Source organism: Acidovorax sp. 93 (assembly GCF_003633835.1).
Taxonomy (GTDB): domain Bacteria; phylum Pseudomonadota; class Gammaproteobacteria; order Burkholderiales; family Burkholderiaceae_C; genus Acidovorax; species Acidovorax facilis.
This window is the reverse complement of record NZ_RBIT01000001.1, coordinates 5,390,770-5,415,492: the sequence shown is the minus strand read 5'-3', so window position 1 is coordinate 5,415,492 and position 24,723 is coordinate 5,390,770. Positions and strand designations below refer to the sequence as shown.

General features: G+C 63.9%; 22 protein-coding genes and 1 pseudogene. 8 read left to right on the top strand and 15 right to left on the bottom strand.

Annotated features, from left to right (window positions below; genetic code table 11):
* From C8C93_RS24880 to C8C93_RS25535, 4 genes and pseudogenes are all read left to right on the top strand, one after another.
* Positions 1–499 (top strand): annotated as a pseudogene (locus tag C8C93_RS24880) (ribonucleoside-diphosphate reductase subunit alpha); the annotation flags it as partial.
* Positions 500–634: 135 nt separating this feature from the next.
* Positions 635–1,831, top strand: coding sequence for a ribonucleotide-diphosphate reductase subunit beta (locus tag C8C93_RS24875; RefSeq protein WP_121508596.1), 1,197 nt, complete (start codon positions 635–637; stop codon positions 1,829–1,831).
* Between the two features lie 22 nt (positions 1,832–1,853).
* Positions 1,854–2,018, top strand: coding sequence for a hypothetical protein (locus tag C8C93_RS25540; RefSeq protein ID WP_158603296.1), 165 nt, complete (start codon positions 1,854–1,856; stop codon positions 2,016–2,018).
* The gene (locus C8C93_RS25535) at positions 2,018–2,605 is read left to right on the top strand and encodes a histone (RefSeq protein WP_121508980.1); all 588 of its coding nucleotides are present in this window, start codon (positions 2,018–2,020) and stop codon (positions 2,603–2,605) included. The genes C8C93_RS25540 and C8C93_RS25535 overlap by 1 nt, the downstream gene beginning before the upstream one ends.
* 139 nt (positions 2,606–2,744) lie before the next feature.
* Here the strand turns inward: C8C93_RS25535 and C8C93_RS24865 are convergent, their stop codons facing one another.
* From C8C93_RS24865 to C8C93_RS24835, 7 genes are all read right to left on the bottom strand, one after another.
* On the bottom strand, positions 2,745–3,641 hold the full coding sequence (locus C8C93_RS24865; protein ID WP_121508595.1) for a carbohydrate kinase family protein: 897 nt from the start codon (positions 3,639–3,641) through the stop codon (positions 2,745–2,747).
* 25 nt (positions 3,642–3,666) lie between these two features.
* Positions 3,667–5,202: a DUF3426 domain-containing protein gene (locus C8C93_RS24860; RefSeq protein WP_121508594.1), complete on the bottom strand. Its 1,536-nt coding sequence runs from the start codon at positions 5,200–5,202 to the stop codon at positions 3,667–3,669.
* Positions 5,203–5,258: 56 nt separating this feature from the next.
* A complete protein-coding gene (prmA, locus tag C8C93_RS24855) occupies positions 5,259–6,161 on the bottom strand; it encodes a 50S ribosomal protein L11 methyltransferase (RefSeq protein WP_121508593.1) in 903 nt (300 codons plus the stop codon).
* Between the two features lie 76 nt (positions 6,162–6,237).
* The gene (gene accC / locus C8C93_RS24850) at positions 6,238–7,587 is read right to left on the bottom strand and encodes an acetyl-CoA carboxylase biotin carboxylase subunit (protein ID WP_055395037.1); all 1,350 of its coding nucleotides are present in this window, start codon (positions 7,585–7,587) and stop codon (positions 6,238–6,240) included.
* A 7-nt stretch (positions 7,588–7,594) separates the two neighbouring features.
* A complete protein-coding gene (gene accB, locus C8C93_RS24845) occupies positions 7,595–8,050 on the bottom strand; it encodes an acetyl-CoA carboxylase biotin carboxyl carrier protein (RefSeq protein ID WP_121421124.1) in 456 nt (151 codons plus the stop codon).
* A gap of 234 nt (positions 8,051–8,284) precedes the next feature.
* Positions 8,285–8,866 carry a TlpA disulfide reductase family protein gene (locus C8C93_RS24840; RefSeq protein ID WP_121508592.1) on the bottom strand — a complete coding sequence of 194 codons (582 nt, stop codon included), beginning with the start codon at positions 8,864–8,866 and terminating at the stop codon, positions 8,285–8,287.
* On the bottom strand, positions 8,863–9,462 hold the full coding sequence (locus tag C8C93_RS24835; protein ID WP_121421126.1) for a hypothetical protein: 600 nt from the start codon (positions 9,460–9,462) through the stop codon (positions 8,863–8,865). Before C8C93_RS24835 ends, C8C93_RS24840 begins: the two co-directional genes overlap by 4 nt.
* Before the next feature lie 173 nt (positions 9,463–9,635).
* Between C8C93_RS24835 and mpl the strand changes: the two genes are divergently transcribed.
* A complete protein-coding gene (gene mpl / locus C8C93_RS24830; protein WP_121508591.1) occupies positions 9,636–11,060 on the top strand; it encodes a UDP-N-acetylmuramate:L-alanyl-gamma-D-glutamyl-meso-diaminopimelate ligase in 1,425 nt (474 codons plus the stop codon).
* A gap of 48 nt (positions 11,061–11,108) precedes the next feature.
* Here mpl and C8C93_RS24825 read toward each other — a convergent pair whose 3' ends face one another.
* The 7 genes from C8C93_RS24825 to C8C93_RS24795 form a co-directional block, all read right to left on the bottom strand.
* Entirely contained in the window at positions 11,109–11,420 is a 312-nt protein-coding gene (locus tag C8C93_RS24825) for a hypothetical protein (RefSeq protein ID WP_121508590.1), read from the bottom strand.
* A 105-nt stretch (positions 11,421–11,525) separates the two neighbouring features.
* A complete protein-coding gene (locus C8C93_RS24820) occupies positions 11,526–12,647 on the bottom strand; it encodes a 3-deoxy-7-phosphoheptulonate synthase (protein WP_121508589.1) in 1,122 nt (373 codons plus the stop codon).
* Positions 12,648–12,946: 299 nt separating this feature from the next.
* Entirely contained in the window at positions 12,947–13,486 is a 540-nt protein-coding gene (locus C8C93_RS24815; protein WP_121421129.1) for a hypothetical protein, read from the bottom strand.
* A gap of 120 nt (positions 13,487–13,606) precedes the next feature.
* A complete protein-coding gene (gene tldD, locus C8C93_RS24810; RefSeq protein WP_121508588.1) occupies positions 13,607–15,091 on the bottom strand; it encodes a metalloprotease TldD in 1,485 nt (494 codons plus the stop codon).
* Positions 15,092–15,172: 81 nt separating this feature from the next.
* Positions 15,173–15,511 (bottom strand): YegP family protein, encoded by a 339-nt coding sequence (locus C8C93_RS24805; protein WP_055394907.1) that lies wholly within the window; start codon positions 15,509–15,511, stop codon positions 15,173–15,175.
* Between the two features lie 129 nt (positions 15,512–15,640).
* Positions 15,641–16,813, bottom strand: coding sequence for a rod shape-determining protein RodA (rodA, locus tag C8C93_RS24800; protein ID WP_055394909.1), 1,173 nt, complete (start codon positions 16,811–16,813; stop codon positions 15,641–15,643).
* A 36-nt stretch (positions 16,814–16,849) separates the two neighbouring features.
* The gene (locus tag C8C93_RS24795) at positions 16,850–19,288 is read right to left on the bottom strand and encodes a serine/threonine protein kinase (RefSeq protein ID WP_199727072.1); all 2,439 of its coding nucleotides are present in this window, start codon (positions 19,286–19,288) and stop codon (positions 16,850–16,852) included.
* Positions 19,289–19,398: 110 nt separating this feature from the next.
* On the opposite strand from C8C93_RS24795, the gene C8C93_RS24790 reads away from it, so the two are divergent.
* Positions 19,399–19,983: a YqiA/YcfP family alpha/beta fold hydrolase gene (locus C8C93_RS24790; RefSeq protein ID WP_055394911.1), complete on the top strand. Its 585-nt coding sequence runs from the start codon at positions 19,399–19,401 to the stop codon at positions 19,981–19,983.
* A 41-nt stretch (positions 19,984–20,024) separates the two neighbouring features.
* Here C8C93_RS24790 and C8C93_RS24785 read toward each other — a convergent pair whose 3' ends face one another.
* Complete coding sequence (locus C8C93_RS24785; protein ID WP_121508979.1) at positions 20,025–21,602, bottom strand: Wzy polymerase domain-containing protein; 1,578 nt, start codon at positions 21,600–21,602, stop codon at positions 20,025–20,027.
* A 94-nt stretch (positions 21,603–21,696) separates the two neighbouring features.
* Between C8C93_RS24785 and C8C93_RS24780 the strand changes: the two genes are divergently transcribed.
* Positions 21,697–23,772 carry a ribonuclease catalytic domain-containing protein gene (locus C8C93_RS24780; protein WP_121508978.1) on the top strand — a complete coding sequence of 692 codons (2,076 nt, stop codon included), beginning with the start codon at positions 21,697–21,699 and terminating at the stop codon, positions 23,770–23,772.
* A 32-nt stretch (positions 23,773–23,804) separates the two neighbouring features.
* Positions 23,805–24,665 (top strand): energy transducer TonB, encoded by an 861-nt coding sequence (locus C8C93_RS24775; protein WP_055394913.1) that lies wholly within the window; start codon positions 23,805–23,807, stop codon positions 24,663–24,665.
* Positions 24,666–24,723: the final 58 nt, after the last annotated feature.

Below are 24,723 nucleotides of genomic sequence, written 5' to 3'. Positions count from 1 at the left end.
CCTGTGGGATGACGTGATGATCATGGACCTCAAGCACTTCAAGGGTTCGCTGCACCCCATCGACCGGGTACCACAGGACATCAAGGCGCTGTACTCCACAGCGTTTGAAGTCGAGCCGCAGTGGCTGGTGGAAGCCGCATCGCGTCGCCAGAAATGGATTGATCAGGCGCAGAGCCTGAACATCTACATGGCCGGCGCATCGGGCAAGAAGCTCGACGACACCTACAAGCTGGCCTGGATCCGTGGCCTCAAGACCACGTATTACCTGCGCACACAAAGCGCCACGCACGTCGAAATGAGCACCGTGAATACACGCCAGCTCAATGCCGTTTCATCGGGCAATGACAGTGGCGCATCGGCAGCGTCGGTGCCCGTTGCAGCGAAACCCAGCGCACTCGATGCGGCAGCCGCTGAAGCCACCCATCAAGCATCAGCAGTGCCTGCTACGGACGTCAAGTTCTGCGCTATCGATGATCCCGGCTGCGAAGCCTGCCAATAAGAACTTCGCACGCGACACCTTGGGCTCTTCCGAGGTGTCGCGCATGTGCTGTGAAGCAACAAATCCTTGCTGCACAACGCTTCAGTGCTTTTCTTTTCGCAGCACTGCTTTCATAATCCGAACACTGGAAAATCTATGTTGACCTGGGACGAAGAAGTCAAGCCCTCATCGCAAAATCAACTGGACGGTGGACTGAACCAAAGCCACCCGGCGGGACAGCCGCCTTTGCCTTTCCAAACCCCCTCACTGCAGGAAGTGCACGCATCGATGACTGCCTCTGCAGCACCGCACGCAACACCTGCCGCAGCCACGCAACGCCGCGTGAACGCTGCCGACAAACGCATCATCAACGGGCAGACGGATGTCAATCAGCTGGTCCCGTTCAAATACAAGTGGGCCTGGGAAAAATACCTGGCCACCTGCGCCAACCATTGGATGCCTCAGGAAGTGAACATGACGCGCGACATCGCGTTGTGGAAGGACCCCAATGGCCTGACCGATGACGAACGCCGCATCATCAAGCGCAACCTGGGCTTCTTTGTCACGGCAGACTCGCTGGCTGCCAACAACATCGTACTGGGCACCTATCGCCACATCACGGCGCCAGAGTGCCGCCAGTTCCTGCTGCGCCAGGCCTTTGAAGAAGCTATCCACACGCACGCCTATCAGTACATCGTGGAATCGCTGGGGCTTGATGAGAGCGAGATTTTCAACGCGTACAACGAAGTCCAGTCCATCCGCGACAAGGACCAGTTCCTGATCCCCTTCATCGAGGCGATCATGGATCCGAACTTCCACACTGGCACGCCCGAAACCGACCAGACGCTCCTCAAGTCGCTGATCGTGTTTGCCTGCCTGATGGAAGGCCTGTTCTTCTACGTCGGCTTCACACAGATCCTTGCACTGGGCCGCCAGAACAAGATGACTGGCGCCGCCGAGCAGTACCAGTACATCTTGCGCGACGAGTCGATGCACTGCAACTTTGGCATTGACCTGATCAACCAGCTCAAGCTGGAAAATCCCCATCTGTGGACCGCTGAATTCAAGGCCGAGATCAAGGCGCTGTTCCTCAAGGCGGTTGAACTCGAGTACCGCTACGCGGAAGACACCATGCCGCGCGGCGTGCTGGGCATGAATGCATCGATGTTCAAGGGATACCTGCGTTACATCGCCAACCGCCGTGCCACACAAATCGGGCTGGAGACGCTGTTTCCCAATGAAGAAAACCCGTTCCCGTGGATGAGCGAGATGATTGACCTCAAGAAGGAACGCAACTTCTTCGAGACCCGGGTTATTGAATACCAGTCCGGTGGTGCGCTGTCCTGGGACTAGCGCCTTTTCGCAACACACCACCATGGATTTTTACACCACGCCCACCACCACAAGCAGCGCTGCAGTGCGTTGCGGTGCAGGGCGTTCCCGTGTTCATGGCGATGGGGATTTCTCCATCGCCATGGATCGCTTCGTGTCCACTGCAGACAGGAAGTGCTCTTTGCAAATTGACCCAAGGAGAACATGATGGCAACTGCGAAAAAACCAGCCGCTAAGAAGGCGACCCCAGCGAAAAAAGCTGCACCTGCAAAACCAGTAGCAGCGAAGAAGGCTGCACCTGCCAAGAAGGCAGCAACACCGGCAAAGAAAGCCGCTCCCGCCAAGAAGGCAGTAGCAGCGAAGAAGGCTGCACCTGCCAAGAAGGCAGCAGCACCGGCAAAGAAAGCCGCTCCCGCCAAAAAGGCAGTAGCAGCGAAGAAGGCCGCACCCGCCAAGAAGGCAGCAGCACCGGCAAAGAAAGCCGCTCCCGCCAAAAAGGCAGTAGCAGCGAAGAAGGCCGCACCTGCCAAGAAGGCAGCAGCACCGGCAAAGAAAGCCGCTCCCGCCAAGAAGGCAGTAGCAGCGAAGAAGCCTGCCGCCCCAGCCAAGAAGGCGGCTCCCGCCAAGAAGGCAACGGCTGCCAAGAAGGCCGCTCCCGCCAAGGCGCCTGCAAAAAAAGCTGCACCGGCCAAGAAGGCCCCCAAGGCGCCTGCCCCTGCGGCAGCAGCTCCAGCAGCACAGACCACCCTGAATCCTCAGGCAGCCTGGCCCTTCCCTACGGGCAACAAGCCTTAATCCTGGCGTATCACACGCTCAACCCGGTGCCTGCGCACCGGGTTTTTTTATGCCTGTTCGTGTTGCACACCACACGCCGTGCAACACAAGAAGCCGGCAGCAATGAGGCGCCCCGTGACTTCATGGAAAGCTGGCCCAATTACGCGGGAATGAAATCCAGTGTGTAGTTTTGCGGGCCCCGCTGCGCAATCTTGAGGGCTCCCACCCGGTTGCCCAGCTCGGCGCAACGCACCAGCGGCCAGCCCTTTTCCAGGCCGAACAACAACGCGCCCCGCCAAGCATCACCACACCCCGTAGGATCCACCACTTGGGCAGGTACCACGGCGGGTACATGGGTTTTCTGGCCATCCACCCAGACCTCGCAGCCCTCCGCGCCCAGCGTCACCACAAGCCCCTTTACCTTGCGCGAAATCTCTGCAAGCGTCCAGCCCGTGCGGTCGCAAAGCATTTTCCCCTCGTAGTCATTGACCGTCACCCAGGAAGCCTGGTCCACGAACCTCGCCAGCTCTTCGCCATTGAACATGGGCAAGCCCTGGCCCGGGTCAAATACAAAAGGAATACCGGCCGCCACAAACTGGGCCGCGTGTTCAAGCATGGCGTCACGACCATCCGGCGCGATGATCCCCACGCTCACCCCCACATCTGCCTCGATGCGGTTCACATGTGCCTGCATCATCGCCCCAGGGTGGAAGGCGGTGATCTGGTTGTTGTCACGGTCCGTCATGATCATGGCTTGTGCGGTGTAGGTGTCTTGGACCTGCCCCACATGACGCGCACTGATACCCAGCAATTCCAGGCGCTGCAGATAGTCAGCGCCATCGCTGCCCAGCATGGCCATTGGCAATGGCTCACCGCCCAGCAACTTGAGGCTATACGCAATGTTGCCCGCACAACCACCAAAGTCGCGCCGCAACGAAGGCACCAGGAAAGAGACGTTCAGGATGTGCAGCTGGTCGGGCAGTATCTGCTCGGCAAAACGGCCCTCGAAGGTCATGATGGTGTCGAACGCCAGAGAACCACAAATGAGGGCAGCCATATCAAAGAAGTAGGTTGGTAAAAAATCAGGGATAAAACGCCAGCAACCGATAGCCAGCAACACGCGCTCCGCCGGTGGTCACAATCACTGACACGGACGCACTCCACTCGCCCCCTGCAGACAACTCCATGGGAGCCCCCATGTCAGTGGGCAAAAGCACACGCCGCAGCACTGGCTGGTCCTGCGCATCGGTCAACGTCAACTCGACAGCGGGCATGGCCAGAGGTATCGAGGCCTTGCTCTTCATGGTCAGCGCGAGTTGGTAGCTATCACCTCGGGCCTTGTTGAACGAAGAGCTGTCGATGACCACATCCGCAATCTGGCGCGGCGGCGCGATCTCGCAGTGCAAGGGAGCGCACAACGCCATCAACCATGGCCTGGCACGCGCATCCATCGCGGCAAGGCGATCACGCTCCTGAACGGCGACCTGCAGCGCAAGCCCCGCCACAGACATCAAAAGCAGCACTCCAAGCACCGTGCGCACAATCGGCCTGCGCCAGAACGCCTTGCGCCGGGCAGCGACTACAAAGCTGACTTCCTGTCCGGCCTCGAGGTCATCGTCCTCGTCAACGGCATCCGACGCCTTTCGGACCGAGGATCGCTTGCGAGTCGATGCCTGCAACACGGCTGCGGGCGAATGGTCTTCCACCAGCGCAAGTGCCTCCGGCGCGGGTTCCGGCGTCACGGGCTGCGCAAAACCAACCGGCGGCACGGGCTCCTCAGCCCGCTCTTCCGGCTCCGCATCTTCCACCGGCAACGCCGTCTTGGTAGGCAACTCCAGCGCAGGGTATCCCATCGGGGTCAACGCCACGGGTGCAGCTGGATCAGATGCCACCTCTTCGCCATCTCGAAGAGCAGCAGCAGGTAACTCATACCCTGCAGGCAGTGATGTTCCATCGCCTGCACCGGGCAAGACGGCTGACAACGAGGCAGTGGGGTGCTCCCCCTTGGGCAAAGAGGATGGCCCATCAACAGCCACCTCGGGAAAGGCCAAAGGAGGTAAGGCGACGGCATCGCTCCGCATCCCTACAACATCCCCGCCCGTTGTTGGCGCATTGCGCACGGAGTCCGGGCGCCAGGCAAAAGGAGTGAGGGGGCCGATTCCCGCATCGGCACCGGGTGCCACCGCCCCGGCCGCCGCAGAGAGAAACGCGGGCACCGCAGGCTGAGGAACCTCCAGAACCGGAGCCACCACCTGGGCCTGTGCATCCGGCAACCCCGCCATTACGTCGGAAGCACCTGTGGGGAACAGCGAAAACGCTGGTTTTTCGGAGGCTGGCGATAGCGCCTCCGCAGATGGGGCAACCGGTGGCGAAGAAGGCGGCTCACCCCATGACTGCCCCGTCTCTGCCTTGCGCGCCACCGGCATGGATGGCGGACGTATGTCGGTCAACGAGACATCGGGCAACAACGCTGGTGGAGCCGCTGGAAGCAGGTGCGCCGAAGCGTCAAACACCTCTTTGCATTGACCACAACGCACCCACCCTTGCGAGATGCGCAATTGGTCCGCCACCACCTTGAACGAGGTAGAGCAGGACGGGCAGCGAGTGATCTGGCTCATCAGCGATGGATTGTAGAGGCGCGTGCGACCCCGGCGAAGCGGGCTTCGGCCCCGTCTTAGCGACGGGCGGTCATCAAGATCCAGCCATCTTCTGTATCCGCCACATCGAGCTGAAGCCAGGGAGCATATGCCTCTTTCAACTCCTCAGCCTGGCGTTCCAAAATGCCTGCCAGCACCAGATTCCCGCCAGGCGCGACGTGGCTGCACAAGAGGGGCGCCAGCACGCGCAAGGGGGTGGCAAGAATGTTTGCCAGCACCGTCTGGTATTCACCCCGTGCCTTGTCGGGCAGACCCGCGTTGAGCCGCACGTCATTGGCCTGTGCATTCAGCGCGGTGGACTCGACCGCCGCAGGATCAATATCGACCGCATCGATGTCCGTGGCACCAAACTTGGCCGCACCAATAGCGAGGATGCCAGAGCCACAGCCATAGTCCAGAACCCGGCCCAGCGGATTGCCCATGGACGACTCGGTGGCACCGTTACGGGCAATCCAGCGCAGACACATGCGCGTCGTGGGGTGGGTGCCGGTGCCAAACGCCAGGCCCGGATCCAGCCGGATGCTGCGCTTTGCCTCGGCGGGAAGTTCGTGCCAGGTAGGAACTATCCAAAAATCCGGCGTGATGTCCACAGGCGCAAATTGCGATTGCGTGAGCCGCACCCAGTCCTGCTCGGGCACGTGGGCAACCCCCAGCACCTGGCAGCCCGCAAAAAAATCCTGCACCACCAGCAGTTGCTGGGCCTCCCGGGCAGCCACCTCCGAAGGAAAGAGCGCTACCACCCTGCTGCGCTGCCAGCCGTCCTTGGGCGGCGGCATGCCAGGCTCACCAAACAAGGCCTGCTCGGCGTCGGTCTGGGCATCAGCATCCTCCACCGAAACGCTCAGCGCATCCAGCGCATCCAGCGCATCGCTGACCGCCTCGATCCGATCCTCGGGACACATCAGACTCAGCTCAAACATAGAAGCCTCTCAGAAAAAGTGAAATGCTGGCACCCGTTGCCAGGAGCCAGCATGTGAATGACTGCGCAATACGATGTCAGCGCTTGTGCTGCGACAGCCACTCTTCCAGGTAATGGATGTTGGTGCCACCGGCCATGAACTTGGCGTCCACCATCAGCTCGCGGTGCAGCGGCACGTTGGTGTTGATGCCTTCGATCACCGTCTCGGACAGCGCCGTGCGCATGCGGGCCAGGGCCTGCTCGCGCGTGTCGCCGTGCACGATGATCTTGCCGATCATCGAGTCGTAGTTAGGCGGCACAAAGTAGTTGGTGTATGCATGCGAATCCACACGCACGCCGGGGCCGCCTGGTGGATGCCACGTGGTGATACGCCCGGGCGACGGAATGAACTTGTAAGGGTCTTCCGCATTGATCCGGCACTCGATGGCATGGCCCCGGATCTCGATCTGGCGCTGGGTGAACGGCAGCTTCTCGCCCGCCGCGACCATGATCTGCGTCTTCACGATGTCCACGCCGGTGATCCACTCGGTGACGGGGTGTTCCACTTGCACACGGGTGTTCATCTCGATGAAGTAGAACTCGCCGTTTTCGTACAGGAACTCGAACGTGCCCGCACCACGGTAGCCGATCTTCTTGCACGCGGCCACGCAGCGCTCGCCGATCTTCTCGATCAGTTTGCGGGGGATGCCGGGGGCTGGAGCCTCTTCGATGACCTTCTGGTGGCGGCGTTGCATGGAGCAGTCGCGCTCGCCCAAATACACCGCATTGCGGTGCTTGTCGGCCAGGATCTGGATTTCGATGTGGCGCGGGTTCTGGAGGAACTTCTCCATGTACACCGCAGGATTGCCAAACGCAGCGCCCGCTTCGGCCTTGGTCATCTGCACCGCATTGACCAAGGCAGCTTCGGTGTGCACCACGCGCATGCCACGGCCACCACCGCCGCCTGCGGCCTTGATGATCACCGGGTAGCCCACGGCCTTGGCGATTCGGCGGATCTGCACCGGATCGTCGGGCAACTCGCCCTCAGAGCCCGGCACGCAAGGCACGCCTGCACGGATCATGGCCTGCTTGGCGGACACCTTGTCGCCCATGATGCGGATCGACTCGGGGGTGGGGCCGATGAACTGGAAGCCGCTCTTTTCCACGCGCTCGGCGAAATCTGCGTTCTCAGACAGGAAGCCATAGCCGGGGTGAATGGCCTCGGCGTCGGTCACCTCGGCGGCCGAGATGATGGCAGGCATGTTCAGGTAGGACAACGGCGAGGGCGCTGGGCCGATGCACACCGCTTCTTCGGCGAGCTTGACGTATTTGGCGTCGCGGTCGGCCTCGGAGTAGACCATCACGGCCTTGACACCCAACTCATGGCAGGCGCGCTGAATGCGAAGGGCGATCTCCCCTCTGTTTGCGACCAGGATTTTCTTGAACATGCGCGCCTTATTCGATGACGAACAAAGGTTGGCCGTATTCCACGGCCTGACCGTTTTCACCCAGGATGCGGGTGACGGTGCCAGACTTGTCAGCCTCAATTTCGTTGAGGATCTTCATCGCTTCGATGATGCAGATGGTTTCGCCTTCCTTGACCTGGCTGCCGACTTCAACAAAAGCCTTGGCGCCAGGGCTGGACGAACGGTAGAACGTGCCCACCATGGGTGACTTGACGATGTGGCCAGCAGGGACTGCAGGGGCCGAGGGCGCAGGCAGCTCGGCGACTTGGGCGGCGGCAGATGCAGGGGGCGCAGGTGCCTGCATCGGGGCGGGGACGTACTGCTGAACGACACCACCCACGCTCTTGACGATGCGGACTTTGCCCTCGGCTTCCGTGATTTCGAGTTCAGATACGTTCGACTCGGACACGAGATCGATGAGGGTTTTGAGTTTTCGCAGATCCATGGGAGCTCCAACGGCTATAAAACTAATAGGACTCGCGCCAATCGGGACGCAACAGCCGCCTCGCGTTGGGCGAGCCGCTTGCCTGAGCCCTGCTTTGCGCAAGTCACGACTGAATAGGGCGCGAATTTACTCCAATTTCAGCCTATTTCCGTCTTCCACAGGTATTTTTGATGAACTACATCATGCCGATACCCAGCTCGGACCCACAAAATGCCGAGCAGAAGGCTTGGTTGATCAGCGCAGAGGCGCCCACAGCTGGAGGTCTTGCGGGGTGATTTGCCCCATTTTACGGTGCAGGACACGCCCGTTGCCCCCGAGCACCACGGTAAACGGCAGGCCACCGGTAAGGTTGCCCAGTGATCGCCCCAGGTCGGTACCGCCCAATCCGGCAAGGCCCACGGGGAACTCCAGCGGAATACGCTGCAGAAACTTGCGCACGGCAGAGGGCTGGTCGATGGCCAATCCCAGAACTTGCCATCCGTTCGGCGCCTGTTGGCGATAGAAAGCATTGAGCATGGGCAGCTCTTCCACACAGGGCGGGCACCAGGTGGCCCAGAAGTTCAGCAGCAGCGGCTTGCCAGCCAGAGACTTCAGCGCCACCACGCCCCCTTCAGGCTTTTCAAACTCCATCGCCCAGAGCGCTTCTTCCACCCCATGCTCCATGGCATGGGGCTGGAACTTCCACCATGCCAGGCCGGCACCCCCCAACGCTGCAGCGCCTGCCACCCCGGCGTACAGCAGTCGCCTACGTGCGGCCGACGGTTGCGCATCGCTCGTGGCGGGGATGGACTCAGGGCGATCGGAAGGGCTTGTCATGGGGCAGGGGTTTCCTGGAGCAGGCGCCGAACGGCGGTCATGTCACCGCGCGGCACACGCCCTTGGGCATCCGGGCGCAAAGCGCCGCGCAGGTCATCGAGGTCATAGATCATCAAGTGCACCCCGATCATCTCATTGAGTTCGGGCGACTTGCTGCCCAGGCTCAGCGCTTCGACCGACTCACCATGAAAACCGGTTACCGTGCGTGGCTCGTAGTCCACATGGTGATCAATGAGCGCTATTTCTGCAGATTTGGAGTCATCGCAGAACAACTGCAGGTAAATGTCGGACAGCCGCGTGGCTGTACCATGCCATACAGCCCCCGCCAGATGGGGACGGAAGGCCGCCATGCGCTCCATCCACACGAGGGCCAGCTGGCGCAGCGCCCGCAGCTCGTGCGGCTGCGTATCGGCACAAAAGAGCTGGATGTACTCCCGTACGGCGGCCTCGACCTGGTCGTTGCTCGGCAGGGGCGTGCGGGCAGGCAGGCCCATCTGGCGCAGCGCACGGCGCTTGGCCGGGCCCCATTCCAGGCCCTCTTCCACCACCAGCCGAGCCGTGGTGTGGGCGATTTCGTCGCTCAAAGGTGTGTGCATGGCGGTAGGGGATGGTGGTGGCAGGGAAAGAAACCGCATTGTGGCCCGAAGCACCTGCCTGGACTACGGGTTACCCCTAGATATGCCCAGGGTCACTATATTTTTCATAGCTTCTCGCGCTTATCCACCAAGCGCTGGGGGCTTGTTTTTATTGAACCTTAGAATCTGCGCCCATGCATATACACATACTGGGCATCTGCGGCACGTTCATGGGCGGCCTGGCCGCGCTCGCGCGCGAGGCAGGCCACAAGGTGACGGGTTGCGACGCTGGCGTTTACCCGCCGATGAGCGACCAATTGCGGGCCCTGGGCATCGATCTGATCGAAGGTTTTGGCGCCGACCAACTGGCCCTGCAGCCCGACATGTTTGTCATCGGCAACGTGGTCAGCCGCGTCCGCCTGCCGGACGGTTCGCCCAAGTTTCCGTTGATGGAAGCCATCCTGGACGCAGGCCTGCCCTACACCAGCGGCCCGCAGTGGCTGGCAGAGCATGTACTACAAGGCCGCCATGTGCTGGCGGTTGCTGGCACCCATGGCAAGACAACCACCACTTCAATGCTGGCCTGGATTCTGGAAAGCGCCGGGCAGCAGCCAGGTTTTCTGATTGGCGGAGTACCGCTGAATTTCGGCGTGTCCGCCCGCCTGGGGGCGCCCCGGCGACCATCACCCGGCAGTGCGCCACTGGGGGCCGCGCCGCTGTTCGTGATCGAGGCTGACGAATACGACACCGCCTTCTTCGACAAGCGCAGCAAGTTTGTGCACTACCGCCCTCGCACTGCGGTGCTGAACAACCTGGAGTTCGACCACGCAGACATCTTTGACAACCTGGCCGCCATTGAGCGGCAGTTTCACCACCTCGTGCGCACGGTGCCGCCATCGGGCCGCGTGGTGGTCAACGGTCTCGAAGAAAGCCTCACCCGCGTGTTGCACACGGGCTGCTGGAGCGAAGTGGCCAGCTTCGGCGAAGCCGTCAGCGACTTTTCGGCACAAGGCGACCCCCAGGCATTCGACGTGCTGCACCAGGGGCGCAAGGCCGCCCGGGTGGAGTGGGCGCTGACCGGCGTGCACAACCAGCTCAACGCACTGGCGGCCATTGCCGCCGCTCACCATGTGGGCGTGAGCCCCGAGCAGGCCGCTACGGCACTGGCCACCTTTCAGAACGTGAAGCGGCGCATGGAACTGCGCGGCACCGTGAATGGCGTTGCGGTGTATGACGACTTTGCCCACCACCCCACCGCCCTGAGAACCACGCTGGACGGCCTGCGCCGCAGCCTGGGCCAGGGTGCGCGCATCCTGGCGGTGTTCGAGCCCCGCAGCAACACCATGAAACTGGGCGCCATGAAGGCCCAACTGCCGTGGGCGCTGGAGCCTGCCGACCTCGCGTTCTGCCACACGGCCGGGCTGGACTGGGACGCAGCGCAGGCCCTAGCCCCCCTGGGCGTGGGCCCAGGCCTGCGGGCGCAAACCGCTGCCGACATCAACACCCTGGTAAAACAGGTCACAGCGGCAGCCCGCCCGGGGGATCACATCGTATGCATGAGCAACGGGGGATTTGGCGGCATCCACGCCAAACTGCTGGAATCGCTACAAAATAAATAGCTGCCAACACTTACCAGGCAAGCGCCAGGGCCTGATTTTCTTCAAAAATCAGAACGATACCGCCATGCCCGGGACGTCCACGCGCACCACGGGCTTGGCGAGTGCCGCGCTGGCAGCGCGCGCAAAGGCACGGGACCATGCCGGGTCGGCCAGCAACGAAGCCCCTGCAGCGCGGGCCACTGTGAGCACCTTGTCCGCCAGCAGCACCTTGCCGCTGGCGCGCAGGGGTTCGCAATCGAGCGCGGTGAACTGATCATCCAGCCAGCGCCTGCCAGCCTCGTGGCCCATGGGCTCGGCGCCCTCCAGATCAAAACGGAATTCCTGGTTTCCGGCCAGACGGACCGACACTTCGCTGTGCATGATGGTTTGCCTTTCTATCTACTGAAACCGTGGCAGCGACTGCAGTGCTCCCTTGCACGGCCCGCCACGGGCTTCCAGTTTAGGGCCTTCGGCCAGCGGCGCAGATCACCGCGCGCGGCGCGCCTTCACGGCGTCAGACAGCTCAGCCAGCGCCGTCAGCGAATCGTCCCAGCCCAGGCAGGCGTCCGTGATGCTCTTGCCATACTCCAGCGCGCCGGGCTGGTCCTTGCCCGGTGAGAACTTCTGGGCACCGGCGGTGAGGTGGCTCTCGATCATGAGGCCGAACACACTGCGCGAGCCACCGGCGAGCTGAGCGGCGATGTCGCGCGCCACGTCGAGCTGCTTTTCATGTTGCTTGCTGCTGTTGGCATGGCTGCAGTCCACCATCAGGGTGGCGGGCAGCTTGGCGGCTTCGAGGTCCTTGCAGGCAGCGGCCACGCTGGCAGCGTCGTAGTTGGGCGTCTTGCCGCCGCGCAGGATCACGTGGCAATCCTTGTTGCCCTTGGTGTTGACGATGGCCACCTGGCCGTTTTTATGCACCGACAGGAAGTGGTGGCCCCGGCTGGCCGACTGGATCGCGTCGGTGGCAATGCGGATGTTGCCATCCGTGCCGTTCTTGAAGCCGATAGGCGCCGAGATGCCGGAGGCCAGCTCGCGGTGCACTTGGCTTTCTGTGGTGCGGGCGCCAATGGCGCCCCAGCTGATGAGGTCGCCGATGTACTGGGGCGAAATCACATCCAGGAACTCGCTGCCGGCGGGCATGCCAAGGCGGTTAATTTCGATCAGCAGCTGGCGCGCAATGCGCAGGCCTTCATCGATGCGGTAGCTTTCGTCGAGGTACGGGTCGTTGATGAGGCCCTTCCAGCCCACCGTGGTGCGTGGCTTCTCAAAGTACACCCGCATCACGATTTCCAGGGTGTCGGCGTACTGCGTGCGCGCGGCCATGAGGCGGCGCGCGTACTCAACAGCGGCAGCCGGATCGTGGATGGAGCATGGGCCGATCACCACCAGCAGGCGGTCATCCTTGCCGGCCATGATGTTGTGGATGTTCTTGCGGGTCTGGGTGATCAGCGTCTCGACCGGCGTTCCACGGATCGGGAAAAAGCGGATCAGATGCTCGGGAGGAGGCAACACGGTAATGTCCTTGATACGTTCGTCGTCGGTCTGGCTGGTTTTCTCGACGCTGCGGTACCAGGCATCGCTGGTCGGGGTGGTGGTGGCCGTCATGGTTGCTTCCTCGTGGAGTAAAAGTAGTGGGAGGGATGAAAAAACGGGAGGGCAGAAAAACAAAAACCGCCGGGCTTTGCAGCGTCGGCGGTTGGTATGGGAAGGTTGTGTTTGCTTGCGCGTTTTCCTCTCATCCGCCGGGGACCGAGATAAAAAACCAAAAATAAAACGCGCTGCGAACTTGCATGGCAGCCAATGTAGCACAGGAGTGCGGCAGTGCAGCACCCCCGGATTGTTGCGATTGCGCGACAGCAATGGTAATCCGGATGCCTACCAGGCCCCACTTCCAGCCCCCTGATTCAACGCCTCCAGCGACGAAACCAAGCGCTCGCACGCTGCAGGACTGACAGCTTGCGCGGCGGCGCCCGATCCTGCAGGTCACTGGGTGGATCGCTCTGGTGCTCATACATGTCGATGAGCAGCAGCGCCTCGCCCAGCGTGCGCCAGGCCAGTAGCTCAAACTGGTCGAAGCTTGCACTTTCCTTCGGGCTGCGCCGCTCCAGCATCTGCTGCCAGTCCGCGATCGCATTGCGCAACTCCCTCAGCGCACGTTCATAGGCCCCGAACTCGTACAACGCGTGCCAGGCCGATCCCAGGCCCGTCAGGAACAGCTGGTGCTCGCGGGCGCAATGCGACAAAGTCAACACACGCCGGGTGATGGCTGTGGTATCGGTGCTGGTGCGGCGGATCCGCACCGCCTCGTCGATCTGCGTTGAGAGCGCGCTCAAGCTATCGCGCAGTTGGCGAGATTCCTCATCGGCCACGCCTTCACGCAGAAAGCGGCTGATGTCGCCAAATGACTGAAGGGTCAGTAGCTGACTGGGGCGCGTCGCGGGCATGCGCCATTTTGCGCTGCCAGGGCATGCACCATGCGCTTTGTGCACCGCACAAGGCCAAAGATGGTGGAAGCGAGCAACAGTCAGCGTGTCGAGCCGAAGCAGGAACGCTGTCGCCGATCGTCAGGCCGTCCCACCCACCGTCAACCCCTCGATACGCAGCGTAGGCTGGCCCACGCCCACGGGTACGCTCTGGCCTTCCTTGCCGCAGGTGCCTACGCCGCTGTCAAGGCGCATGTCGTTGCCGATCATGGTGACCTTCTTGAGCGACTCGGGGCCGCTGCCGATGATGGTCGCGCCTTTCACGGGGTATTGGATCTTGCCGTTTTCCACCCAGTAGGCTTCGCTGGCCGAGAACACGAACTTGCCCGAGGTAATGTCCACCTGTCCGCCGCCGAAGTTGCTGGCGTACAGGCCCTTCTTGATGCTGGCGATGATTTCCTGCGGGTCCTTGTCGCCGCCCAGCATGTAGGTGTTGGTCATGCGCGGCATGGGGATGTGGGCATAGCTCTCGCGGCGGCCGTTGCCGGTGGGTGCCACACCCATCAGGCGCGCGTTGAGCGAATCCTGGATGTAGCCCTTCAAGATGCCATCCTCGATCAGCACATTGCGCTGGCTGGCGTGGCCCTCGTCGTCCACGTTGAGCGATCCACGGCGGTCGGCGATGGTGCCGTCGTCCAGCACCGTCACGCCCTTGGCCGCCACGCGCTGGCCGATGCGGCCGCTGAATGCGCTCGAGCCCTTGCGGTTGAAGTCGCCTTCCAGCCCGTGGCCAATGGCTTCGTGCAGCAGGATGCCGGGCCAGCCCGACCCCAGCACCACCGTCATCTCGCCCGCAGGGGCGGGGCGCGATTCGAGGTTGACCAGGGCCGCATTCACGGCCTCGTCCACGTACTTGCCCATCTGCTCGTCGTCAAAATAGGCCAGGCCGAAACGACCACCGCCGCCCGCCGAACCCATTTCGCGGCGGCCATTCTGCTCGGCGATCACCGTGACCGACAGGCGCACCAGCGGGCGCACATCGGCCGCCAGGGTGCCGTCGGCACGGGCCACCAGCACCACGTCGTATTCGCTCGCCAGCCCGGCCATGACCTGCGCCACGCGCGGGTCCTTGGCGCGGGCGCGCTGCTCCAGCTTTTCCAGCAAGGCCACCTTGGCGGTGCTGTCGAGCGAGGCAATGGGGTCCACGCCGGGGTACAGGCTGCGGCCTGCCGCTACTTTTTTAGAAGCTACTCGCGCTTTACCCGCCTGCGCTGCGGCCGAAATAGACCTTACAGTTCGGGCTGCGTCCAACAAGGACGCCTCGGAGATGTCGTCCGAATAGGCAAACGCCGTCTTCTCGCCGCTCACCGCGCGCACACCCACACCCTGGTCGATGCTGAAGGAACCAGTCTTGACGATGCCCTCTTCGAGGCTCCAGCCCTCGCTGCGGGTGTACTGGAAGTACAGGTCGGCATCGTCCACCTTGTGGGTGCGGATCTCGGCCAGTGCCCGTGCCAGATGGCTTTCGTCAAGCCCGAAAGGGGTCAGCAACAATTCGCGAGCGACATCGATGCGCTGGCTGGTGGCCGCACGCTGGGGCGCGGCAGTGGTGGAGCGGAAAGTCATCGGGGCATTTTAGGCGCGCAGCCCCACCCTGCCGGACAAGGGGGCACATGGCCCTATGCCTCAAAGCGCCCACGCAAAGCGTCAGGCCGTCGTCTGGTCGTCCAGCGCGGCCTGGGGCGCATGGGTCTGCACCGACTCGATACCGGCATCGCGCGCCTTGGCACCGGAATACATCTGACTTTGGCCGATCACCTGGCCATTGCCCGCCTTGAGCGTGAAATAGGGCGATCCATCCTTGGCGCTCAGGCGACCGAAGCGGCCATCATCGGGAGCGTTCTTGCGCACGGATTCGATGCCGTTCAGTGCACTGGCCCGTGATTCGTACATCTCGCTGGTGAGGATGATCTGGCCATTGGAGGCCAACAGGTTGAAGACAAATTTATCGTTCTTCGACTTCTTCAGCTCGAACTTCGCCGCCATAGGGAATCCCTCCGGTTGCATGGGCCAAGGCACAGTTGGCCTGCCGGTTTGTACCCTCTTGCCGCCCTGCACGCAACGCCTGGGTAAAGACCCTGGAAGGTGTTCCTGATCTCCCAGCGGAGCCCATGGCTATAGGGCAGGCCGAGCGTCCTTGGGGTCCTGCTTCTGGGCCCGGGCCACCGACATCAGGATGCCCAGTGCCAGGCCCAGGGTCACCATGGCGGTGCCGCCATAGCTGATGAAAGGCAGCGGCACGCCCACCACGGGCAGGATGCCGCTGACCATACCCATGTTCACAAACGCATAGGTGAAAAAGATCATCGAGACCGCCCCGGCCATCAGGCGTCCGAACAGGCTGGTGGCCCCTGCGGCGATGGCCAGGCCGCGCCAGACCAGCATCAAAAAGCAGACCAGCAGAAACAGGTTGCCTGCCAGCCCGAACTCCTCGGAAAACGCGGCAAAGATGAAGTCGGTGGTGCGCTCGGGGATGAACTCCAGATGCGTCTGGGTACCCGCCATGAAACCCTTGCCCCACATGCCACCCGAGCCGATGGCGATCATGCCCTGGATGATGTGGAACCCCTTGCCCAGCGGGTCGCGTGTGGGGTCGAGCAGGGTGCAGATGCGCTGCTGCTGGTAGTCGTGCAGCACCGACCAGCGCACGCCGTCCGCGCACAACTGGTCCCCCAGCAACACCAGAGCCAGGATGCCCACGCCCCCCAGCACCACCGGTGGCAGCACCAGCTTCCAGGAGAGCCCGGCAAAGAAGATCACGGACAGGCCAGCTGCCAGAACCAGTAGCGACGTACCCAGATCGGGCTGCTTCATGATCAGCCCCACCGGAACGGCCAGCAGCAGCCCTGCCGCCGCAAAGTCGAGCGGGCGCAAGGTGCCCTCGCGTTTCTGGAACCACCAGGCCAGCATCAGGGGCATGGCAATTTTCAGGATCTCGCTGGGCTGGATGACGATGCCCACATTGATCCAGCGCGTCGCCCCTTTTTTGGTGATGCCAAACAGCGCCACCGCCAAGAGCAGCGCCACGCCGGCCGCATACAGCGGCACAGCGAACAGCATGATTTTCTGGGGCGGCACCTGGGCCACCATGAACAAAATGGCACCCGCAATGAGCATGTTGCGCCCATGGTCCGAAAACCGTGTGCCGTGGTCGTAGCCCGATGAATACATGGCCACCAGCCCGGCGCAGGCGAGCAACGCCACCACCAGCATGAGCGGCAGGTCAAACCCGCGAAACAGGGGAAGAAAACGCTGGGCGAGCGAGGGCTTTTCAAAAACAACGGCCATCGCGGGATTATCGCGGCCCTTGGGGCCGCGCCACCGTCACCCCGCCTGGCGGAAGGCCATCACCGCCTGGTTGCGCAGGGTGCGCAGCAGGCCCAGGGCCTTGTCGTCCACCACGATGCCCCCTGCCGTGGACTGGTCGGCATAGATAAGCGCAAACGTCTGCCCCTTGATCTGCAGCGGAAGCAGCAGGAAAGAGGGGGCATTGAGCCCCGCGCGGTACCACTCGGGCAGGCGGGCCTGCATCTTGGGCTCCGTCGCGTCGTTGATGAGCGTATCGGCGCCGCGCAGGCAGACGGCGGCAAACAGGTCGCCCGGCGCCTTGAGCGGGACTTTCATGGCACGCACGGCGGCATCGCTGCCCTCGCCCAGGCCAAAGCGGCCAGTCAGCAAATCGGTGCGTGCCTCACGCAGGCAAAACACCATGCGCCGAAACCCCAGCGCGCGGAACATGGTCTCCAGGATCATGCGCAACACGTCGTTGAGCTGAAAACTCTCGACCATGGCATTGGTAATGTCCTGGATGCCCGCTGCCAGCACTTCGTTGACCTGCGCGACCGACACGGCGCCGCTGGCCTGCGACTCCAGCACCGCTGGCAAGGGCTGGGTTTCGCTGGCCCGCAGCTCGTGCGAGCCCAGGGCGTCATCCTGCGCGGGCCCGGCACCGGCCGCCGGGGGCAGCTGCAGCAGCCGCGCCGCAGGCGTGCCGGGGGCTACGCGCAGGTCCAGCGCCTCGGCCAGCGCCACGAGCTTGTGGCGGGCGCGCAAAGTGCCCTCCGAAATCGCTGCGGGAGACAGCGCCAGGGTGCGGGAATAGCGGGTGCCGATCTGGCCCAGGCGGGCTTCCAGCGACGCGGCATCGCTCGCCAGCAGGGTGCTGGCCACCTCATTGGCAGCCATCGCCACCCAGCGCAGGCGCTCCACCCCCTGCTCCGGCGCGCGTTGCATGGGCGAGCCCAGGGGCTTGCGCATGCAGCGCTGCAGGCTCTCGGGCAGCCCCCAGACGCGGGCCACGCCCACCCCCAGGTCCTCGAAGCCCAGGCCCAGCACCTGCAGCGCGGCCGACTCTTCGCCCCCCTCCACGCGGCCAGTCTCCATGAGGGCGCGCACCTGGCGCGCCTCATCCGGAAAGTAGAACTCGCACAACATGCGGCCCAGGTTCTGGAACATCGCGCCAATGAAGGCCTCTTCAGCCGCCTGGCCGGGCTCGCACAGCTCCGCCGCCACCGAGCCAGCCATCATGGCGCGCAAAAACTCCTCGCGCATCTGGCTTGCATGGGCCTTGTCCTGCATGTGGTCGAGCAGCACCAGGCTGAGTGCCATGTTGCGCACGGCGTTGAAGCCCACCAGGCTCACGGCCCGCGACACGGTACTGATGGTGCCCCGGCCCGCATGTGCGAAATGCACGCTGTTGACCAGGCGCAGCAACTTGTTGGTGAGCGCCACATCCTTGAGGATCTCGTGTGTGAGATCGCTGATGCTGTCGTCCTCGGAGTTGGCCACGCGCTGGATGCGCGCCACCGAGTCCGACAGCGCCGGAAAGTCGCTTTTGTGGCGCATGCGCCGCAGCAGGAAGTCGAGCGTGGCATTGCTGGCGGCCGTGGGCGCGCTGGCCGGAGCGGCCCAGGCACGCAAGGCATCGCGAAACTCCGCCGCCGACGGATAGCGCTGGCCCGGCTCGCGCGCCATCGCACGTTGCAAAATGGCCCGCAGGGCGTCGTCCACGCCCGGCCCCAGGTCTTCCGGCAGCACCAGGGTTTCGTTGGCAACGCGGTACAGCGCCTGCCAGGCGTCCTTCTGGTGGATCAGTGGCCGGCCCGTGAGCAGCTCCACCAGCACCAGGGCGGCCGAATACACATCCATGGCCGGTGCAGGGGCCGCCCCGGCCGCCGCCTCGGGCGCGAGGTACGCCGGGGTGCCACTGGCCAGTTGCGAATCTGGCACAGCCTGCACCGGCGCCGCCATGCCAAAGTCCATCACCCGCGCGTGGCGCTGGGTGTCGATCATGATGTTGGAAGGCTTGAGGTCGCGGTGCACGATGCCGGCCTGGTGTGCGGCCTGCAGGCCATCCAGCACATCCACCATCAGCGCCACTGCATCGTGCGGCGTGCAGCGCCCCTGCTGCGCCAGATGCTCGGCCAGCGTCTTGCCTGGAACGTACTCGAACACGATGTAGGGCTGGCGGCCCTGCACATCGGCCTCAAACACCGGAACGATGAAGGGGTGCGCCAGGCGCCCCACATGCCGGGCTTCGCGCAGCCAGTGCTCCAGCACCGACGGGTCCTGGTCCTCCACGGGGCGCATGAGCTTGATGGCCACCTCGCGCTGCAGGCGCGGGTCCAGCGCCAGCCACACGGTGGCCTGGGCGCCCCGGCCCAGCAGCTTTTTCAGTTCAAAGCGGCCCAGCGACGTGGGAGGCTTGTCGGTGGATCCCAAAGCCCAGCGTTTGGCGGTGGAAAGCGGGGCAAAATCAGTCATGGTGGGGATCAAGGCAGCGGGCCCACCGCGTGGTGCCCATGCCATGCATCTTATGTCTCGGCCACCCCTTTCACAGCAGTGATTCCCCTGCCCTGTCGTTTTCCCCCTCCATGACCACCACCCACCTTCTGTACCTGCACGGCTTTCGCTCTTCGCCCCAGTCTGCCAAGGCGCGGCAGATGGCCGCGCATGTGGCGCAGCACCACCCGGGTGTCACCTTCTGGTGCCCCCAGCTGCCGCCCTCCCCCAAAGCGGCGATGGAACTGGTCGCGCAGGGCATTGCCCCGTGGCGCGGAGCAGCAATGGCGGTGATCGGCTCCTCGCTCGGTGGCTTTTACGCCAGCTGGGTGGCGCAGCACAAGGGCTGCCCCAGCGTGATGCTCAATCCGGCCGTGCACCCGGCGCGTGACCTTGCGCGGTACATCGGCGAGCAGACCACCTGGCACGACCCAGCGGAGCGGTTTTACTTCCAGCCTGAATACATTGACGAGCTGCGCGCGCTGGACACCGCAGGCCAGCCGCCGGCAGCGCCCGAGATGGCCATCATTGCCAAGGGCGACGAGGTGCTGGACTGGCGTGAAATGGTGGCGCGCTACCCGCAGGCACGGCTGGTGGTGCAGGAGGGGGGAGAACACGCCCTCGCCAATTTCAGCGACTACCTGCCGCAAGTGACGGAGTTCCTGGCTCTGGCCTGACATCACCCGGGCGCCGGGGGCACCAGCGCATCACAACCTCTTCAACGTGCCTGAGATGCCCGGGTGCCACCCGCCCCCATCCAGCGGGCATAGTCGTCCGGGTAGGCTGCACGGTAGCGCTTCATGTGGAAAGCCGCTTCGTCGTCCTTGCCCAGCATCACGGCGCTTTCAACCAGCACTTCAATGACGCGGGGCTCGGGGGAGTAATGCAGCAGCTCCTGGGCCAGGGCGTTCATGCGCGCTGCGTTGTCGCGGGTCAGCCCCGTGGTGGTCAGGCGCGCAAAGTCCAGCGGGCCCGAAAACAGCAGCGAATGGGACACCTTGGCCTGCGTGTCCTCACGGTACGCGGCAGCCCGCTGCGCCCCCGGCTTGTAAAGCTGGCTCACGCGGTGGTAGTCCCAGGCGGCAAGGCCGCAGGCACCCAGGATCGCCACGGCGGCCACCAGCGCTGCAGCCCCCGCAGGCCACGCGCGCCCATCCGATGCTTCGTCGCGCCGGGGCCAGACCAGGATCGCCACCGAGAGCAAGGCCACCACCTGGAACGGCCCGTACCACAGCGGGTATTCCAGCATGCTGTGCAGTCCGATGATCGCCAGCACGCCCCAGGCCAGTTGGCGCACGGGCTCGGTTTCGCTCCAAGGCCGGGCCCACAGGCACCCTGCCACGACGACCCCGCACAACGCCACGGCAGCGGGCAGGCCCAGCTCTACGGCCAGATGCAGGGGCAGGTTGTGCGCGTTGTCCAGCAGCACACAAAAGCGCTCGCCCGGGAACAGCGTGATGTAGTGTGCGTAGTCCAGTTCGCCCCAGCCCCAGCCCAGCCACGGTTTCTGCGCAATCAGGGTGAGCACGTTGGACCACAGCACCCGCCGACTGGTGCAGGTGTGCGATCCGTCCGTAAAACGGTGGAACAAGGCATCTGCGCGCACGCCCTGAAACTTCCAGAGCGCCTCCGGCAGCACCCAGGCGGCCACCAGAAAAACCGCAAACCCTGCGATACCCAGGCGCAGCGCCTCGCCACGGCCCGCGCCACGCCACACGACCAGAAGCACCAGGACAAGCAGCCACTGCACCACCACGGTCCGCGACGCTGTGGCGGCCCCGCCCACGGCGATCCACATCAGCGCCACAGCGGTCAGCACGCCCCACACGCCGGAGGAAGGTGCGCGGCCTGGGCTGGCCGCCCCGGCCAAGTCCGCGTTGCCTTGTGGACGGGCATGCAGCGTCCACCACAGCCAGGCCCACGCGCCCAGGCTGAGCAGGGTGGCCTGCTGGTTGCGCTGGCGCAGGTTGCCCACCGCCTGGCCTGGCACCGAAGCGTGAATCCAGGGCCCCAGGCCGACATCGCCAGCAAGGTACTGCACCAGCCCGATGACGCTGGCCACCAGCGCGGCCAGCCCCAGCCCACCCGCCAGCAGCCAACCCCAGCCCGCAGGCCCCCTGCGCTGCGCGACCCCGGTGCTTGCCCACCCGGCTGCCAGCAGCAAAAGCACCGCCCCACACACCCAGGACGCGATCAGCGGCCAGAAGTTGGCGATTGGGGAGTCAGTGACGGCAAACAGAAACGGCAAAGCCACTGCGAGCAAGGCCAGCGGAACGGCAATGGCATCAAAAAACATGTCGAAAGAACCGGGCCATCGTGCAAAGCCCTGGATCATAGGGGCAGGCCCGGGGCCGTCGGACCGGCGCGGCACCCATGGGACAATGCCGCCCATGCACGCATTGTTTGAAGAAGCCGGCAAGTTCATGGCCGGTCGTATCCTGTCCGAAGCCGATACATCCGCCCAGGTTGAGCTCGACTCGGGCAAGCGGGTCAAGGTCAAGGCCGCCAACATCCTCCTGAAATTCGAGAAACCCTCGCCTGCCGACTTGATCGCCCAGGCCCAGGCCGTGGCCGAAACCATTGAGCTGGACCTGGCCTGGGAGTTCGCGCCCGAAGACGAGTTCGGCTTTGCCGACCTGGCGCGGGACTATTTCTCTGAAAACGCCACCCTGGCCCAGCAGGCCGGCGCACTGTTCCGCCTGTACGACGCGCCCCACTATTTCCGCCGCGCAGGCAAGGGCCGGTTCAAGAAGGCATCGGCCGAGATCCTGCAGCAGGCGCTGGCCGCCATCGAGAAGAAAAAGGCCATCCTCGCGCAGATCGACGAATGGGCCGCCGCGCTGGGACGGGGCGAATGCCCGCAGCCCATCCGCGACCAGCTTTACAAGATCCTGTTCAAGCCCGACAAGAATGCGCCCGAGTACAAGGCCGTGGTGGACGCCAGCCGCGCCACGCACACCGCGCCGCTCGACCTGCTGCAAAAGGCGGGCGCCATCGATTCGGCCTACCAGTTCCACTGGAAGCGCTTCTTGTTCGAGAACTTCCCCAAGGGCACGGGCTTTCCCGCCGTCACCGCACCCGCCATTGCGGACGAGCTGCCGCTGTCCACCGCGCAGGCGTATTCCATCGATGACTCGCAGACCACCGAAATCGACGATGCGCTGTCGGTGCAGGGCCTGGGCACGGGCACCGTGGTGCTGGGCATCCACATCGCCGCGCCGGGCCTGGCCATCCAGCCGGGCAGCGCCATCGACCAATTGGGCCGCGCGCGCCTGTCCACGGTGTACATGCCGGGCTACAAGATCACCATGCTGCCGGATGACGTGGTGCAGACCTACACGCTGGACGAAGGCCGCGCCAACCCGGCCGTGTCGCTGTACGTCACCATCGACGAAGCCACGCTGGAATTCAAAAGCTCTGAAACCAAGCTCGAGCGCGTGCACGTGGTCGCCAACCTGCGCCACGACCAGCTCGACAGCGTGGTGACCGAAGAATGGCTCTCCAACCCGGCGTTCGAGCATCAAAACGACCCCCAGCGCTTGTCTGACCTGCGCCCCCAGCTATCATTTTTGCACCGCCTTGCCAAGGACCTCAAAGCCCGCCGCGAAGTGGTGCGTGGCAAGCCCGAGAACTTCAACCGGCCGGACTACAACTTCCGCCTGGTCGGCAACAACGGTGCCGAGCCCACGGGCGATGAACAAGTGCAGATCAGCGTACGCCAGCGCGGCGCGCCGCTCGATTTGATCGTGGCCGAGGCCATGATCGTGGCCAACAGCACCTGGGGCAGCTGGATGGCCGAGCTGGGAGTGCCCGGCATCTACCGCAGCCAGGCCAGCATGGCGCCCGGCGTGAAGGTGCGGATGGGCACCAAGGCGCTGCCGCATGCGGGCATCGGCGTCAAAGCGTATTCGTGGGCCACGTCGCCCCTGCGCCGCTACACCGACCTGGTCAACCAGTGGCAAATCATTGCCTGCGCCCGCCACGGCAAGACCGCTGCGCTGGCCGCGCCTTTCAAGCCCAAGGATGCCGACCTGTTCTCCATCATCAGCAGCTTCGACGGCGCCTACAGCGCCTACAACGGCTACCAGGCGGGCATGGAACGGTTCTGGACGCTCAAATATGTAGAGCAGAACGGCATCACTGAGCTCAACGTCACCGTCTTCAAGGAAGGCCCGGGCGGCAGCTTCCTCGTTCGTGCAGACGATATTCCGCTGGTCTTCCCCGTGCTGGGCGCGCAGAACCTGCCGCGCGGCGCGCGCCTGAAGGTCAAGCTGGGCGAGGTGGACGAGATCACCCTCGATATCCATGGCACCGTGATCGAGCGCCTGGATGACCCGGCCGACACCAGCGACGACGGCCCGGTGGACGATGCCGAGGACGACGATACCGTGGCCGGACCGATTGCCATTGCAGTGGACGTGAACGAGGCACCCGCCGAAGCCGCTGCGGCAGCACCGGCCGCCTGATTCCCCCTGACAGCCCCTGATAATTGCTGGCGATGAAACTCCCTGCCTTCCTCCGCACCTTCAGCACGCTGCAGCTCGCGTTGGGCATCTCGGTGGCCGTGCATGCCGCGCTCATCTCGGTGCGTTTCATCGACCCCGAGGGCTTCAACCGCGTGTTCCAGGACACGCCGCTCGAAGTCATCCTGGTCAACGCCAAGTCCAACGAGCGCCCCGACAAGGCCCAGGCGATTGCCCAGGCCAACCTGGCTGGCGGCGGCGATGCCGAGAAGGGCCGCGCCACCAGCCCCCTGCCCTACACCGCGCTGACCACGGTGGGCGACGACTACGAAGAAGCCCAGCGCAAGATGGACGCGATGCAGGAGCAGCAGGCGCAATTGCTGGCCCAGTTGCGCAAGCAGCTGGCCACCATGCCCGAGCCCGATCCGCGCCAGGCCAGCCAGAGCGCCGAGCAGGCCAACGAGCAGGAAAAGCGCCGCCAGCTCGTCAAGCTGCTCGCCGAGATCGAAAAGCGCATCAATGAAGAAAACTCGCGCCCCAAGAAGCGCTACATCAGCCCCGCCACGCGCGAAGAGGCCTACGCCATCTATTACGACGGCCTGCGCCGCAAGGTGGAAGACAAGGGCACCGAGAACTTCCCCGAACAGGGCGGAAAGAAGCTGTATGGCGAGCTGACCATGATCGTCACCGTCAACCACGACGGCCGCGTGCTCGACACCGAGGTGGTGCAAGGCTCAGGCAACCCCACACTGGACCGGCGCGCCGAGGCGATTGCCCGGGCTGCCGGCCCGTTTGGCGCGTTTGGCGCCGACATGCGCAAGAAGGCCGACCAGATCGCCATGGTGGCGCGCTTCAAGTTCACGCGCGATCAGACGCTGGAGACCAGCGTCCGCTAGTCGCCACCAGGCCCTGCCCGCGGCGGCCCTGCCAACCCGCCTTTTTTCATACCGCACG